The organism is Paenibacillus sp. 01T431, assembly GCF_056398625.1.
This window is the reverse complement of the sequence record NZ_JBFTPT010000001.1, coordinates 274,700-289,815: the sequence shown is the minus strand read 5'-3', so window position 1 is coordinate 289,815 and position 15,116 is coordinate 274,700. Positions and strand designations below refer to the sequence as shown.

13 protein-coding genes and 1 pseudogene are annotated in these 15,116 nt (G+C 47.1%); 4 read left to right on the top strand and 10 right to left on the bottom strand.

Annotation, left to right across the window (positions count from 1 at the left end; all coding sequences use genetic code 11):
* Window positions 1-332 precede the first annotated feature (332 nt).
* From AC1DM9_RS01295 to AC1DM9_RS01265, 7 genes are all read right to left on the bottom strand, one after another.
* Window positions 333-2,042, bottom strand: coding sequence for an ABC transporter ATP-binding protein (locus tag AC1DM9_RS01295; protein ID WP_477578114.1), 1,710 nt, complete (start codon window positions 2,040-2,042; stop codon window positions 333-335).
* Complete coding sequence (locus AC1DM9_RS01290; protein ID WP_339204900.1) at window positions 2,029-3,891, bottom strand: ABC transporter ATP-binding protein; 1,863 nt, start codon at window positions 3,889-3,891, stop codon at window positions 2,029-2,031. Before AC1DM9_RS01290 ends, AC1DM9_RS01295 begins: the two co-directional genes overlap by 14 nt.
* A gap of 223 nt (window positions 3,892-4,114) precedes the next feature.
* Complete coding sequence (locus AC1DM9_RS01285; RefSeq protein ID WP_477578112.1) at window positions 4,115-5,128, bottom strand: zinc-binding alcohol dehydrogenase family protein; 1,014 nt, start codon at window positions 5,126-5,128, stop codon at window positions 4,115-4,117.
* Between the two features lie 14 nt (window positions 5,129-5,142).
* The gene (locus tag AC1DM9_RS01280) at window positions 5,143-6,087 is read right to left on the bottom strand and encodes an aldo/keto reductase (RefSeq protein ID WP_477578110.1); all 945 of its coding nucleotides are present in this window, start codon (window positions 6,085-6,087) and stop codon (window positions 5,143-5,145) included.
* Window positions 6,088-6,152: 65 nt separating this feature from the next.
* Window positions 6,153-7,655: a UxaA family hydrolase gene (locus AC1DM9_RS01275; protein WP_477578108.1), complete on the bottom strand. Its 1,503-nt coding sequence runs from the start codon at window positions 7,653-7,655 to the stop codon at window positions 6,153-6,155.
* On the bottom strand, window positions 7,648-9,144 hold the full coding sequence (locus tag AC1DM9_RS01270) for a tagaturonate reductase (protein ID WP_477578106.1): 1,497 nt from the start codon (window positions 9,142-9,144) through the stop codon (window positions 7,648-7,650). Before AC1DM9_RS01270 ends, AC1DM9_RS01275 begins: the two co-directional genes overlap by 8 nt.
* On the bottom strand, window positions 9,141-9,971 hold the full coding sequence (locus tag AC1DM9_RS01265; protein WP_477578104.1) for an amidohydrolase family protein: 831 nt from the start codon (window positions 9,969-9,971) through the stop codon (window positions 9,141-9,143). The genes AC1DM9_RS01270 and AC1DM9_RS01265 overlap by 4 nt, the downstream gene beginning before the upstream one ends.
* A 177-nt stretch (window positions 9,972-10,148) precedes the next feature.
* Between AC1DM9_RS01265 and AC1DM9_RS01260 the strand changes: the two genes are divergently transcribed.
* From AC1DM9_RS01260 to AC1DM9_RS01245, 4 genes are all read left to right on the top strand, one after another.
* A complete protein-coding gene (locus AC1DM9_RS01260; RefSeq protein WP_477578102.1) occupies window positions 10,149-10,628 on the top strand; it encodes a GNAT family N-acetyltransferase in 480 nt (159 codons plus the stop codon).
* 10 nt (window positions 10,629-10,638) lie between these two features.
* Complete coding sequence (locus AC1DM9_RS01255) at window positions 10,639-11,499, top strand: helix-turn-helix domain-containing protein (RefSeq protein WP_477578100.1); 861 nt, start codon at window positions 10,639-10,641, stop codon at window positions 11,497-11,499.
* A gap of 98 nt (window positions 11,500-11,597) precedes the next feature.
* Window positions 11,598-11,759: a hypothetical protein gene (locus AC1DM9_RS01250; protein ID WP_339204908.1), complete on the top strand. Its 162-nt coding sequence runs from the start codon at window positions 11,598-11,600 to the stop codon at window positions 11,757-11,759.
* A 68-nt stretch (window positions 11,760-11,827) separates the two neighbouring features.
* Complete coding sequence (locus tag AC1DM9_RS01245) at window positions 11,828-11,995, top strand: hypothetical protein (protein WP_339204909.1); 168 nt, start codon at window positions 11,828-11,830, stop codon at window positions 11,993-11,995.
* A 76-nt stretch (window positions 11,996-12,071) separates the two neighbouring features.
* Here the strand turns inward: AC1DM9_RS01245 and AC1DM9_RS01240 are convergent, their stop codons facing one another.
* The 3 genes and pseudogenes from AC1DM9_RS01240 to AC1DM9_RS01230 form a co-directional block, all read right to left on the bottom strand.
* Entirely contained in the window at window positions 12,072-12,866 is a 795-nt protein-coding gene (locus tag AC1DM9_RS01240; protein WP_475444118.1) for an ABC transporter permease, read from the bottom strand.
* Window positions 12,863-13,738, bottom strand: a pseudogene (locus tag AC1DM9_RS01235) (ABC transporter ATP-binding protein); the annotation flags it as partial. The gene AC1DM9_RS01240 and the pseudogene AC1DM9_RS01235, both read right to left, overlap by 4 nt.
* Before the next feature lie 105 nt (window positions 13,739-13,843).
* On the bottom strand, window positions 13,844-14,866 hold the full coding sequence (locus AC1DM9_RS01230) for an ArsR/SmtB family transcription factor (protein ID WP_477578098.1): 1,023 nt from the start codon (window positions 14,864-14,866) through the stop codon (window positions 13,844-13,846).
* Between the last annotated feature and the right edge of the window lie 250 nt (window positions 14,867-15,116).

Sequence of the window (15,116 nt, the reverse complement as noted above, 5' to 3'; positions counted from 1 at the left end):
AACATTCACTATGTTACACGATTTTCAGATGATCGGAATGGACTTTCCTGTTTTCAAGGATGGACATTTCTATACAGCTGGGAGGTGTGACGGGTTGGTGAACATGGATACGCTCCGTCCGGGGGAAGCTAATTAGGGGTTATAGCTCTATTCTCACCAAATTCACTATTTCTGCGCAGATAGCTCTAGAATCTAGTCTTATTCATGCAGCACGACTCGCATAAGCACCCCTAAAGCGTGACGTCATAAAAATAGAGCTGAAATCTAAATCTAGATTCCAGCTCTACCTCCATACAAACAGCCTAACTTACTTGCTGCTGCATATATTGCATCTAATGCTGCGCCATGAGCAGCTGTTGATACACCTTGCCTGTGGCGAGCAGCTCTTCATGGGTGCCGGTCTCGGCTAACGATCCTTGATCCATAACGAAGATCACGTCAGCATTCTCGATAGTGGACAACCTATGTGCGATCATAATTGTCGTCAGCCCCTTCCGTCTTGCTTCTAGACCAGCCAGCAGCTGACGCTCTGTCTCCAGATCGAGCGCTGACGTCGCTTCGTCCAGCACCAAAACTTCCGGATCACTGACAATTGCCCGTGCAATTGCAATACGTTGACGCTGTCCGCCGGATAGCTTGATGCCCCTCTCTCCAATATTCGTATCATAACCATCAGGCAGCCCCAGAATAAAATCATGAATCTGAGCGATACGGCAAGCTTCCTCCACATCCGCTTCGGTTACCTCGTCTCTGCCTAACATCAGGTTTTCACGAATGGTATCAGAGAACATATACGGGTCTTGGAATACAACAGACACCTTACTCGCCCACTGCTCGCGGTTGAAGATTTGGGCGTCCATATCGTTCAGCTTAAAAGTCCCCTTCGGCGCATCAAAGAAACGAACCAATAGCTGAGCAATGGTTGATTTGCCTCCCCCGCTCGTCCCTACAAAAGCAATTTTGCTTCCGATCGGCAGATCAGCCGAAAATCTGCGAATGACCTCCGGCAGCTCTGGCGAATAGCGAAAGCTCGTATCTTTAAAGGACAACTGCTCAATCGGTCCCGCTATACTCTTTTGACCCTTGTCTTGCTGTTCCATCTCCAAAATACGCTGAACCCTGTCCACGTTAGCAAGCTGCGACGACATGCCCATAATAAATTGAAATAGATTATAGAAGGAATCCGACATTTGCGTAGAAAATTGAAACAAGATGACGAACGTTCCGATCGACATTTGTTCATGAATAAGCTGCATACCGCAGTAGCCAAGCACAAGAATGCCAATGCCCCATTTCATCGGGTCGCTGTAGCGAATTTGCCGATTCACGAGTTTTCCTTCAGCCATTACCTGCTCAAAGTATTCCGCAAACATTTTATCGTAAAGCTTCATTTCCCACTTCAATCGGTGATAAGCAACCACTTCTCGTGTAGAGGCTACTCCCTCTTCAATTTGTATCAGCAGCGCCGTACGTTTCTCCGCCACTTTTTTGGCTTGCTCCTCCAGCTTGGGGGTGAAGTAAAAGCCAATAAGAATGTAAATGGTACAAAGCCCCACAATCATAAGCAGCAAAATAGGGCTGGAAATGCCAATGATCGTCATCAATATGCAAAGGTTTAACGTCTCCTGTATACCGCGCGGAATCTGCCAGCCCATCACGCTAGCCGAAACGAACAGATCCTGCGTGAACGAATATACGTATTTGCCGGTCCGCTCATTTTGGAACCGTTCAACAGGTACACCTTCAAGCCGCTTCAGCATTCGGGAGAGCAAAGAGCGGCTGACTGCAAATTCATTGCGAACGAGACTTCGGCTCGTCATCGTAAACATTAGCGAGTAGACAAGGCCTGCAAGCGCGAAAATAGAGATGACAATCGGCATCAGCTCATACTTGCCTTCCGTAAACACGTCATCAATTAATATTTTTTGAACATATACAATCGTATAATTCGATACGGACTCCAGTGCGAGATAGAGCAGCACAATGAGATAGGTACCTCTCAGCATGACGGAGTTCGACCAAAAGATTTTAAGATACTTCATGTGCCACCCTCTCTTCCGCTGCTTCGGATTGCCCGATTTCAAGCTCATACAGCAGCCCTTTGCGTGCAATCAGCTCTTCATAGCTTCCTGCCTCCGCGACGCGGCCCTCGTGAATGACAACGATTTTGTCAAAATGCTTCACCGTCGACAGCCTGTGTGCAATCGCAATCGTCGTGCGGTTCACCAGCACCTCATCAAGCGCACGCTGCACTTCATATTCACTTACATTATCTAGAGACGAGGTCGCCTCATCGAGCAAAATAATAGCTGGCTGCTTCACAAACATCCGCGCAATCGATACTCGCTGCTTCTGTCCGCCAGAGAGCTTCATCCCTCGCTCGCCTACGAGCGTATCGTAGCCTTCGGGCAGCTGCATAATGAAATCATGCGCATAAGCAGCTTTGGCGGCTGCAACCACTTCTTCATCGCTTGCTTCTGGTTTGCCGAATCGAATATTCTCTTTGACAGAAGACCCGAACAGATAGGTTTCTTGAAATACATAACCGATCGACTCTCTTAAACGCTCTAGCGTCATTTGCTGAATTGGTACACCATCCAGCTTAATCATGCCAGCAGTCGGATCATAAAAACGCCCAATCATTTTAAACATCGTAGTCTTGCCGTTGCCGCTTGCCCCTACAAAGGCGACCTTCTCTCCTGGCTTGATAGTGAGTGAGAAGCCGTTAATAACAGGAGGCTGCTCCGGATACTGAAAGTAAACATCTTCGAACGTAAGTCCGCCGCGTACCTCATCAAGAGCGATCGGATCGGCCGGATCATCAATCTCAATTTCTTTGTGCATGAATCTATATAGCGGAATCGTTTGGTGGATGATGAGCTTCTGTTCCGTAAGCTGAGTGACGAGCAGCGTGAGGCGGAACATCGTCGTCATGTATAAGAGGGTGAAGGCGATAAAACCGCCTAACGTAATCCAATTATTTTGGAGAGAGTAGTAGCCCGTAATAAATAATGCAATGGCGCCCAAATAAAATGTAAACCGCCGAAAGCTGCCCCGCCCGAAGCTATACGTAGCAGCAAGCAAGTATACATGCGACCACTCTTTATGTTTTCCGAGCGTCCGTCCATGGTACCAGGGCTGCGAGCCGAAAGCTCGAAATTCGCGCAAGCCGGAGATGCTTTCGTAAACCGATTGATTATAAGCAATTCGTGACTGACCGGACTCTCTCCCATAAAGGGAAGCTTTCCGTTCAAAATAAGGACCAAATAAATAATAAAGCCCGAATGTTGGCAGCATGATGAGGCATAACCAGCCGCTAATGCTGAGCAGCAAACAAATAGCTACCGCTATAAAAAGCAAGTTTTCGATGACGCTCGGAAGGACATTGCGGTATATTTTCTGAACCGAAGCTACCTCGGAGTTGAACATCGACAGCGTCTCGCCTGCAGGGTGCCGCTCGTAATGAGCAAAGCCGAGCTTGCGCAAATGCTTGAAAATCGCTGTTTGCATATCGCGGGATGCTAATTCACCAATCGTCCGCTGAAGTAAATTACGATAGTTTTTGGCGATAAGCATGAGCAAATTGATAGCTACAAGAGCTCCTAAAATCATCATAAAAAGCGAGGTATCCTTATTGACTACGACATGATCGATAACATACTGGATCATCTTTGGCGTTAATGTTTCCCCGAGCACCGCCATCGTACCGCAGGCCGCAAGAGCTGCGATTTGCTTCTTATAAGGCGTCAAAAACTTTAGCGCCCAAATGTAGGAGCTTTTTGACTCATTCAGCTCAGCCTTCTGTTTTCCTTTGTCCGCTTGCTTGCGAGCCTGTTCGCTCATCTGCTGCGATGGCCTATCGGCTTCCGCAGCTTTTTCTGTTTTTAGCATCGTTGTTCCCTCCTCGTTTCTGTTTTTAAACCCCTTTAAACAACCTATTTTTTGGCAGTTGGCTACCTATCATAATTCTGGGTACACATTTTGTCAACGCACAAAATGATTATAATCATTCATTACCAAGCAGCATCACCACTGCACATAAACACGTAAAAAGCCCGGCTCAAGGCACCAGCGCCTGTTGACCGGACTTTCTATAATAGTTGCGATATCTTGGCTATAATTCCACAATCGCTTTAATAACCTTTGATTCTGGCTTCAGCCAGCTATCGAAGTGGTTGATCATTTCCGCAAACGGCACACGATGCGTAATGAAACTAGCCACATCAATGCTGCCGCTTCGCACAGCTTCTTGAACTGCTGAGAAGTCCTCAATAGTCGCATTTCGGCTGCCCATTAACGTCATCTCCCGCTTGTGAAACTCAGGATCGTTGAAGGAGAGCTCCGCTTTGACGAGGCCAACATATACAAGCTTGCCTCCGTGTGCGACAAAACTAAATGCATCGCTCATCGATCTTGCGCTGCCAGTTGCATCGAATACAACGGTTGGAAAATCGCCATCCGTTAATTCTGAAATTTTCGCCGCAGCGCCTTCCCGAGCATTAACCGTCTCATCCACCTTCGCCCATTGCTTGCAAAAGGCTAGGCGTTCCTCCTGAATATCCATTGCAATCACCCGCGCACCGCGATGTTTGGCAAAAGCCATAACACCAAGACCAATCGGCCCAGAGCCAATAACGAGCACCGTTTCGCCAGCTCGAAGCTCCGCGCGGCGAACGGCATGCGCGCCAATGCTCAGCGGCTCCAGCACCGCTGATTGATCAAGCGTCAGGTCGTTCGTCACGAGCAAATGCGTGGTCGGTACGACAACTAGCTCGCGCATGCCGCCATCAATATGCACGCCTAGCACTTTCATGTCCGTGCAGCAATTCGTTTTCCCATTGCGGCATGCAATACATGTCCCGCAGTGCATATATGGAATAATGCTTACCTGATCGCCCGCTTTAATCTTGCCTTGCTGATCATCCACCTGCTCAACGATGCCAGCCAGCTCATGACCCAGCACGCGCGGATAAGAGAAGAAAGGTTGATTTCCTTTATATGCATGCAGGTCGGTTCCGCAAATTCCTATTCTCCGAATACGAACGACTGCAGTCCCCGGCTGCAGGACAGGCTCCTCTTGCTCAACCAGCCTAAGCTGATCGACTTGTTCACATACGATTGCTCTCATCCTGCACCTCTCCCTTATACGTCGATTCTCGTATTGTATTCTTCTCTTCCACTTTTCCAGCTAAGGTTATGAATCGGCTCCAATATAGCAAGAACCTCTCGCAGCAGCTGTTCATTAATCGGCTCGTCCGTCCATTCTATGTTTTTACGGATATTAGCCGGGTTAGCTGTACTCACCAGTGTGGTTGGGATTCGTTCATTCGCCGTGGCGAATTGTACAGCCAGCTTGGCGATATCCTCGCCCTTAGCAGCACAATACTCGGCGGCTTTCGCACATAAAGCACGTATCTGTTCACCAGCAGGATGCCAATTCGCAACTGCGCGGTTTCCAAGCAAGCCCATCGAAAGCGGCGATGCACTAACAAGCCCAACCTGCTTTTGCTCCAGAAGCGGCAATAGCTCCAGCAAAGAGGTATCATTTAAAGAATAATGGCAATAGGAAAGTACAGCATCGAGCTCGGTATACGCCAGCGATTTCTTAAATACAGCAAGCGGAAGCCCGGATACGCCCGAGTATCGGATTTTCCCCTGCTGTTTCAGCTTATCGAGTGCTAAGAACGCACCCTCTGCAACTTGCTCGAAGGGAACAAATTCAATATCATGCAAAAACAATATATCGATATAATCCGTCTGCAGCCTAGCCAGGCTTTCATCCACACTGCGGATGATACGCTGCTCCGAGAAATCGAACTCATCCTCGCCATACCTTCCAGCCTTCGTTGTCAGAATAAACCGATCTCTCGCAATCTCAGTTATCGCCTTGCCAAGCACCGTCTCCGCTTTCGTTAATCCATAATATGGCGAAACGTCGATCAGATTAATGCCCATATCCACCGCAGTATGCACGGTACGAATGCTTTCTGCTTCGTCCGTCTCTCGAAATACAGAACCCAGCGAGGATGCGCCAAAGCTGAGAGCTGACACCTCGAGTCCCGTCTTGCCAAGTTTACGATATTTCATTTATATCCACTCCGATTTTTGAGGATCAATCTGTTATTGCCATCTATCACCGTTCGCTGCCGCTTTTACAAAATAACGCCGTCTTTAAAAATCGCGATTTCTTTAAACCCGTTTAGCTCATTGTGGGATTGCAGCTCGCCTGAAGCTAAGCTAATTAATTGCTCCCACAGCTCATCGGTCAGCATCTCCATGCTTTTGCTCTCAAGCAGCTCACCTGCGTTAAAGTCGATCCAGTTTTTCTTGCGGGCAGCAAGCTCACTATTCGTCGCAATCTTCACGGTTGGAACCGGCCCGCCAAACGGCGTTCCCCGTCCTGTCGTGAACAGCACGATATGCGCTCCTCCGGCTGATAACGCAGTAACCGATACAAGATCATTGCCAGGGGCTTCTAATAAATTGAGACCGCTGCTCGTAACGCGCTCCCCGTAAGGCACAACATCCCTTACAATAGCGTGTCCGCCCTTTTGAGTGCAGCCGAGTGATTTTTCCTCTAACGTACTGATGCCCCCTGCCTTATTGCCGGGCGATGGATTCTCATAAATTTCTTGATCATGCTTTATAAAATATTGCTTGAAATCGTTTATTAGATGAACAATTTTGTGAAACACCTGCTCATTTGCTGCACGATTCATCAATATCGTCTCCGCGCCAAACATCTCCGGCACCTCGGTCAATATAGCTGTACCGCCCGCTTCGATCAAACGATCCGATACCGCGCCTACGAGCGGATTCGCCGTTATGCCGGACAAGCCATCCGAGCCGCCGCATTTCAGGCCAAGCTTCAGCTTTGATACCGAAACTGGCGAGCGCTTGAATCGTTCTGCATAACTTACGAGCTCTTCTACCAGCCCCAGCGCGTCCTCGATCTCATCCTCCGCCTCTTGCGACTTGAGAAACTTTACTCGTTCCGCGCTATGTTCGCCAATTGCCTGCTTGAACGCATCAATCTGATTGTTCTCACAGCCTAAGCCGATAACGAGTACGCCAGCTGCGTTCGGATGGTTTACGAGTGAGGCAAGCAGCTTCTGTGTGTGCACAAGATCATCGCCAAGCTGCGAGCAGCCGAACGGATGTGCAAAATGGTACACCCCATCCACACGTCCTTCATAAAGCGCATGTGCTTTTCTTGCTACAATCTCACAGGTTTTATTAATGCAGCCGACCGTGTTAATAATCCAAATTTCATTCCGTATACCGACATCGCCATTCTCGCGAATAAAGCCTTGAAAGGTACGATCAGCATCACGCGATACTGCTTTCACTTCTGCTGGCGGCGTAGTCTGCTCATACGAATAATCGAGAAATCCTTTTAAGCCCGTGCCCATGTTATGGGTATGAATCCAGCTCCCTGGCTCGATATCTTCCTTCGCAACTCCAATCGAGTAACCAAACTTGAGCACATGCTCCCCTTTGCGAGCAGCTCGCGTCAGCACCTTATGACCCTTCGGCACCTCATCTTGCAGCTCAAGAACTAGCCCCGATTCAAGCGTCAGCTTATCCCCTTTTGCAAATGACTGCAGCGCAATAACGACATGATCATCCTCATGCAATCGAATCCAGCTATTCATTCGCTACTCGCTCCATTTCCTCTATGCTCGCGCTTATCGCAGCTGCCAGTTCTGGCCATAGTGACGCCAAATCACATCCCCACACGTTTTCCAAGTGCAGCAGTCTAGATACAGTCTTTTCCAGCGGCCATTTCTGCTCTTTCGCTTCCGCCCAGATAGACGCAATGATGGAAAGCAAGTTGGCATCATCCCGCACCACGTACGGCAATCCGCTTAACGTTTTCCCTTCGTAACCCGTCTCACCAAGCATTACTTTGTAATACCGAAGCAAACCAGCAAAACCTTGTATAAGCCCCGTTGGCAGCATATTACCATCTTCGGCATAATGAAGCAGGGATGGAAGCAGACGCACTTTAAATTTACTTAAGCTGTTCATCGCAATATCCGCAAGCCGATGACGAATGAACGGATTAAGAAAACGTTCGTAAACATCCTGTGCATAGGCGTGCAGCTCCTCTTCAGAAATGGCAAGTGAAGGAATAATTTCTGTCTCTACTGTTGCTCTCACCAGAGGACCTAGCACTGTATCCTCCATCGCTTCCCGCACCTGCTCCATATCATGCAGCAAGCCAAGCGGCGTCATTAACGTGTGTGCACCATTCAAAATTCTTACCTTTCTTAGCTGGAAAGGCTTCAAATCCTCGACATAATGTACGTTCAGTCCAGCCTTGCGCAGCGGAAGCAGCTCATCCAGCTCCGGTCCTGTCTCAATCGCCCATAAATGATACGGCTCTGCTGTACTCAGCATGGAATCAGAGTAACCCCATTCACCAAACCAAGCTTCGGCCTGCGCTGCATCGGGATAACCCGTAACAATGCGATCGACTAATGAGTTCAGAAAACGGTTATGCTGTGTAACCCAATGTTTGAATTCTTCGGAATAGCCCCAATCATCGCTATAGCGCAAAATACAGCTGCGAAGCTCATCGCCATTACGTTCCAGCAGCTCGCAAGGCAAGCATACTAAGCCGCGCTTCGGATCGCCTTTAAAATAATTAAACCTGCGGTACAGCAGCTGTGTCAGCTTGCCGGGAAACGACTGAATCGGTTGTCCCTCGATCAGCTCCTCCGGTCGATAAACAAGTCCCGCTTCCGTCGTGTTGGATACGACAACCTGCAAGTCTGGACTTTCGGCTAATGTGAGATATTCATCCCAATTGGAATACGGATCAAAGACTTTGCTAAACACAGACACAATCTCTGTACGCTCCACGCTGGCACCATTCTCCAAACCGCGAACAACAAGCGTATATAGACCGTCCTGTTCTGCCAGCGCATCAATCTTTGGTTTGCCGCCGGGACGCGGCTGCGTGACCGCAATGCTTCCCTCGTATAAGCCTTGATTCCTGCAAGCTTGAATCATCCAATCAAAAAAACCGCGCAAAAAATTGCCTTCGCCAATTTGCAGTACCGTAATCTTTGCTTGCTTCATTGCCCTATATTGCTGTGTCTGTTCTTCATTTAAATGCTGCTCGTTTAAAGTATTCATATTCGATAAAACTCCTTTGCGTTTCGTCCAAACAACCGCTCTCGCTCTAATTCCGTCCATGTCTGCGGCAGCGCCTGCTCCAGCACGGACACAACCTCGTCGTAGCTTGCCGCAAGCAAGCTGACCGGCCAATCACTGCCAAACATGACCCGCTTGTAACCAAATGCTTCGAGCGCATGCTCGATATAGGGCAAGAAATCAGCTGGTTGCCAGTTATCATGATCCGCTTCTGTAACCATTCCCGAGAGCTTGCAAAATAGATTAGGATGAGCGGCAATTTGGCTAATCTGGCTTTTCCAAGGCTCAAGCTCCCCAGCTTTTATTCTAGGCTTCGCGATATGGTCAATGACCGCATGAAGGCCTGGCACTTTATCCAGCAGTTCAACTAGAGGAGTAAGCTGATGCGACACAACTAACAAATCTATCGGTATTCCTTTGTCTGCAAAATATGTGAACGCTTCCAAATAGCTTGGTGCTAAAATCGCATTCGCATCGGTCATCTCCTGAATCATGACACGGAAGCCTACACATTTCGGATGCTGCGCAAAACGCTCGTAATGATTGCGATAATCCGGATCGGCAAGATCCAGCCATGCGACAACGCCTAATATCGTATCGGATGATTCGCTTAATGTCAGCAAATAATCCGTTTCTGCAAGCGTCGCTGCCGCCTGCACAACAATCGTACCGTCCAGCTTATGTTTATTTAGATGAGGCTCCAAATGCTGAGGCAAAAAATCGCGGTAAAGCACCGGAATGTCTGGTGTGATCCAGCCGTAATCCCCTCGTTCAATCTTCCAATAATGTTGATGCGAATCTATTCTCATCTCATCAGCCTCTTTTCTAACAAAGTAGCTTCCTCTTCATTATAAAAAACAATATTGATAGCTGAAATAATCAATTCATGCATATTTGTACTCTTTTTTGATATTTGTTACAATCAGGCTGATGCTAGGAGGACTAGCGCTTTTTGAAACTTAAAATAGAATGGAAAAGGTGATCGGATGATCCGTCCGTTTAAATTAGAAGATGTAGATTACATCATTAACTCCCACTACAATCTTTATAATAAGGAGTTCCACTACGATCTTTCTTTCCGAGCGTTTATTGCTGATCGTGTACATGGTTTTATCGAGAGGTCAGATCCTAATGAGAACATTTGGATTTTGGAAAGCGAAGGCAAGCAGCGTGGTTCGATTAGTATTCATAAAGTAAATGAGGATACCGCTCAGCTCGGTTTGTTTCTCATTGAGCCTGACGTAAGAGGAGCTGGTTATGGGCAGCAGCTGGTACAAACGGCGATTGATTTCTGTAAGGGGTTAGCTTTCAAAACCATCATCCTCTGGACCAACAGTGAGCTCGTAACAGCAAGACGAATCTATGCTAAAAATGGATTTGTTTTAAAGGAAAGCCATACTGAAATGTTGTCTAATAAACAACTTATCGAAGAGAAGTGGGCGTTATCAATTCATACAGGAGAGTGAGGAGAAAGCTATGAATCCCTATCGTAAAAGGTTCGATGCCCACACACCGTTTCCGTTTGAATGCGTATATCGTGACACCAAGAGCGCGCAAAACGAATTGCCTGATCATATACACGATTGGTATGAACTCGTTTATATTTATAGCGGCAAAGGTACGTTCTTTATCGATCAGACGTTTTATGATGCTGTTCCCGGCGACATCTTCCTCATTCCCGGAAACACGATCCATCGCTCCTTTCCAGATGCGAATGACCCGAAAACATCAACTGCGCTTTTCTTTAATGCTTCACTCGTGCACAGCCCGCCACTTGGCGATCCTTTCTCCTATTTGCGCTGCTTCGAGCAAGCTAAGCGCCATAAGGCGTACAAGCTGTCGAAGGCATCTGCTGAAGAGAGACAACAAATAGTCGATTTAATCGATCGGATACATTTGGAGGAAATGGACAAGCTGCCAGGCAATCGTCTAGCTATCCTTCTTCATCTCCAGCAAATATTGCTGTTCCTCGGGCGCATCCTCGCTCCCTCTGAAGAAGGCCAAACGGTATCCTCATCCGCTCCAAGCTGGATGACCGCTGTATTAACCTATATCGATGAGCATCCGAGCAGCCCTCTTGGATTGTCGCAGCTTGCCAAACGCGCATCGGTTACGCCCGCTCATTTTTCGCGTGTTTTCAAAAAACTAACCAGCATGAACGTTACGGAATATGTCACGACCAAACGAATCATCCGCGCGAAAGAGCTTTTGATGGAGAGCGATGCCAATATTGCCGAAATAGCCGAGCAATGCGGCTTTGAAAGCCTTCCGCATTTTCACCGTATGTTCAAGAAACTAACAGGCATGACACCCTCTCATTATAAGAGGAATGAATAATTGATAGATTTGACGGTTAATATTAGCGGATACAGGCCGCCTGTTTCTCTCATATGTTATCTAGTAAAGAGAAACTTGCTAGTAAGGGAGGCTCATAGATGGTTCGTTCAAGTGTGAAAACCATTAAGTACCGCGTAGGCAAAAACAAATATTTGATCATTAATATTTATCAATCATCCGAAGCAAGTGCACAGCAGGGCAATGTGCTGGCAAGCAATGCAGCTACTGTGCAAATTTTCAAAAAATCAAAGCGCAGCTAGTTCCCTCTCATTTCTCATCCCTCCACTAAGCAGCATTATTTTACACACGCCTCAAAGGAGGTGATAACATGTCCTTTAAACATTCTAAGCAGGGCAACACGGTAAAGAAAAACAACGGTAAAACCTTTGTTAATGTCAAGCAAAACGCACATGCATCCATTAATCAAGGCGGAAATGCATTTGCAATCAATGCAACAGACATCGGAGTCGTCCGTATTCGTCCCGGCCAACAGTAATAAAGCAGAATCAAAGTAAAAAGGCTGCCTCCGCAAGGTTTTCACAACCTGTGCAGGGCAGCATTTTTTTTACATATTAAACTCGCCAGCTGACCAATCGATTAACGATGACCAGTGTCATAGCTGTGTAGAGAAGCATCATGAGGCAATCCAGCATGACCCCTTGTGTCCAGCCATGAAGCAAAACAACGCGCATGGCGTCCGCTGCATAAGTTGTAGGGAAAATATACGAGACGACCTGCAGCGCTTTAGGCAGCTGATTGAGCTCTACCATGACTGGAGATAGGAAGGTTACAACCATCATAAGCAGCTGAGCAAGCATACTGGTCAACTGCTGATTCGGCGACCAGAAGCCTATGCATACGCCGAGCCCTACCACACTCGTCAGCGACAGCAGCATAACGACTGGCAAACCCCATGATAGATGAAGGTCTACGCCATAAACAAAATAACCAATGACACCCAGCAATACGAAGGATGGAATCGTGCTCATAAGCCCGCGCAGCAAATTAGCGGCTACGAAGTTTATTTTCCGGATTGGAAGCGATGCATAAAATGTAAAATGTCCCTGATGCTTTTGCATCGATATTTCTTGCCCCATACTATTTAAGCCCATAATAATGACGCTAAATATCATATTGCCCGCAATAATTTGAACCATCATCTCCGGGGCTGGGTCAGCGATAAAGAAACGCATAAATAAAATCGTCGTCAGCGGAAACATCGTTGCCAGCAGCACAACGATTACCCAGCTGTCACGTATAAGCGCAAATTGAATGCGGAATAAAATCTCCAGCTCCGTCCATAATCGCTTCGGTCCAGATAGTTGTATGGACTGCATGTGCCGCAAGCCAAGTGGTGTTCCATTCATGATGCGGATACCTCCTTCATCGCCAAATCATCAATATGGAAATAAACATCCTCTAAGCTTGGAGGCACTACGGCATATTCCAAAATCGGCAGTTCTGTATGGTCGATAATATACTCTAGCACTTTGCCTGCAACATTCTTCTCAACTAGCAGCAGCAAACGATTCTCGCCGCTCTCCTGCACGATCCCGTAATGATGAAGGGCAGCAGCAGCTTCGGCACGACGCCCATTCTCTGTCGTAAGCTCAAACTTCAAGCGCTGATCAACCTTCTGCTTTAACGTTGCTACATGATCAATCGCCAGCAGCCTGCCATGATTGATGACAGCCGCTCTGTCTACAACCTGCTCAGCCTCCAGCACATTATGCGTGACCAAAATAATCGTCGCGCCTTCGCGATTGCGTTCTTGGATTAAATTCCAAACGAGCCTCCTTTTTTTCGGATCAAGCTCATTGGTGGGTTCATCAAAGATAAGCACAGGTGAACGGCCAATTAGGGCTGTGCCAATACCGATCAATCGTTTTTGTCCCCCGGACAACTGCTTCAGCAGCTTGTTTCTTACATCCGCCATATCAAATTGCTCTAATAATTCCTTCGCCTGCTTTTCTGCCTCTGATGCTGGCATCCCTCTTAGCCTGCCCGTAAAAGAAAGAGCCTCATGCACTTTCAGCGCTGACAGCACATGCGGCTCCTGCGCGTAATAAGCCACCATGCCGGATACGTGACGCGTATTCTTCATCACATCCTCGCCGCAAAACAAAACCTGTCCTTTGGTAGGTTTCAATTGACCGACCATTTGTTTAATGAGCGTTGACTTGCCCGCCCCATTCGGGCCGAGCACGCCGAGTATCTCTCCTTCACGAATCGTAAGCGAGATATCATCATTGGCTGTGACCATCGTTTTGCCTTTCTTATATACCTGACTAACTCCCTTTAGCTCGTATACATACTCACCCAATCTCATTCACTCCCTTATGTATTACGGCAGCAGCTTGCGCCTTGTTTGCTCCCAGTAATAAGCGATTTTTTCTTTGTCGAGCTCATAATAGATGCGATTATCTACCCGAATCAGCTGAATGAGATTTAGATCAAACAACATATTCGTATGATAGCTTATAGCAGCAGGCGTTAAGCCCATTTCCTGAGCAAGCTCATTGCCATAGTAATTTTTATGGCGAAGCAGCTCAATCAATTCCAGCCTTCGCCTATCGGCAATAACCTTCAAGAAACGCTCAATCGTCTCTTGATCCTCGTTACGCCATGCAAAAGCGTCATTGTTGATTCCAACCACCACCAAATTGGAATGTCCTTCACGGTCATCACGATGAATGCCAACACGCACCTGCGAAAAATAACTAACATGTACGGCTGTCTCTTTATCGACCAGATCAACATCCATCTTCGTAATATCGCGGATCGCGCGCTCTGGCTGTTCATCAAATAAGGCACGATATTTCACAGCTCCAGCTTCGCCAAGCTCCTTCAAGCGATCTCGCATAGGCATATAGGCATAACGATGAAACTGCTCCATTATAAACAGAGTCCGCTGTTTGTATTCCTCAGAAAATCGAATATGTTCCAGCAGTGCCGCATGCTCCGCTTGATCAGGCAGCTCACATCCCGCAACGAGCTCGTAAAGCAACCCCGCATCCTTCGAGATGGCTCCCCAGTCTCTCCCCTTCGTCCATTCCATGTTCTCGTCATTATATTTCGCAGCTGCCAGGTGGAAGACGAGCTCGCTTGCAGGCTTGTCACGGTAAAACGCCAGAAAATCCTCAGAACTATTCAGCTTGTCTCGTTCCTCTACAAACAGCATAACCATGACATAGTCAAGCCGCTCTTTAAACATGTTGTCACCAAATAGGGCAGCTATCTCTGCTTTCACATAATTGCTCATGCTCGCATTCGCGGTCTCCGCCATACGAATCATTTCATCATCCAGTGTAAAATGAATCTCGCGCGCGAAAGCCTTCATATGCTCGAATTGCGCAACAAATTTCATCGTGACTAAAAATTCAATAGGCTCATGATAAGAAAAATGTAATCTTTTGGCTGCTATTTCCCAGTCTAAAATAATTAACGCCTCCATACTTCGTTAAGTATTCGTTTAATGTTATTTAAACAATATATAAAAGTCATTTAATAATCGTTAAACATTAATTTAATTGAACCAACCTAAATTGTCAATATCATCCACAAAAAAAGCTCTGCACAGGCTTAACTTCTTAGCCCATGCAAAGCTTCTTCTATCC

Bases quoted from the DNA above. Each gene is read 5' to 3' on its own strand.
- AC1DM9_RS01295 (WP_477578114.1), bottom strand. From the start codon at position 2,042: ATGAAGTATCTTAAAATCTTTTGGTCGAACTCCGTCATGCTGAGAGGT.
- AC1DM9_RS01290 (WP_339204900.1), bottom strand. From the start codon at position 3,891: ATGCTAAAAACAGAAAAAGCTGCGGAAGCCGATAGGCCATCGCAGCAG.
- AC1DM9_RS01285 (WP_477578112.1), bottom strand. From the start codon at position 5,128: ATGAGAGCAATCGTATGTGAACAAGTCGATCAGCTTAGGCTGGTTGAG.
- AC1DM9_RS01280 (WP_477578110.1), bottom strand. From the start codon at position 6,087: ATGAAATATCGTAAACTTGGCAAGACGGGACTCGAGGTGTCAGCTCTC.
- AC1DM9_RS01275 (WP_477578108.1), bottom strand. From the start codon at position 7,655: ATGAATAGCTGGATTCGATTGCATGAGGATGATCATGTCGTTATTGCG.
- AC1DM9_RS01270 (WP_477578106.1), bottom strand. From the start codon at position 9,144: ATGAATACTTTAAACGAGCAGCATTTAAATGAAGAACAGACACAGCAA.
- AC1DM9_RS01265 (WP_477578104.1), bottom strand. From the start codon at position 9,971: ATGAGAATAGATTCGCATCAACATTATTGGAAGATTGAACGAGGGGAT.
- AC1DM9_RS01260 (WP_477578102.1), top strand. From the start codon at position 10,149: ATGATCCGTCCGTTTAAATTAGAAGATGTAGATTACATCATTAACTCC.
- AC1DM9_RS01255 (WP_477578100.1), top strand. From the start codon at position 10,639: ATGAATCCCTATCGTAAAAGGTTCGATGCCCACACACCGTTTCCGTTT.
- AC1DM9_RS01250 (WP_339204908.1), top strand. From the start codon at position 11,598: ATGGTTCGTTCAAGTGTGAAAACCATTAAGTACCGCGTAGGCAAAAAC.
- AC1DM9_RS01245 (WP_339204909.1), top strand. From the start codon at position 11,828: ATGTCCTTTAAACATTCTAAGCAGGGCAACACGGTAAAGAAAAACAAC.
- AC1DM9_RS01240 (WP_475444118.1), bottom strand. From the start codon at position 12,866: ATGAATGGAACACCACTTGGCTTGCGGCACATGCAGTCCATACAACTA.
- AC1DM9_RS01230 (WP_477578098.1), bottom strand. From the start codon at position 14,866: ATGAAATTTGTTGCGCAATTCGAGCATATGAAGGCTTTCGCGCGCGAG.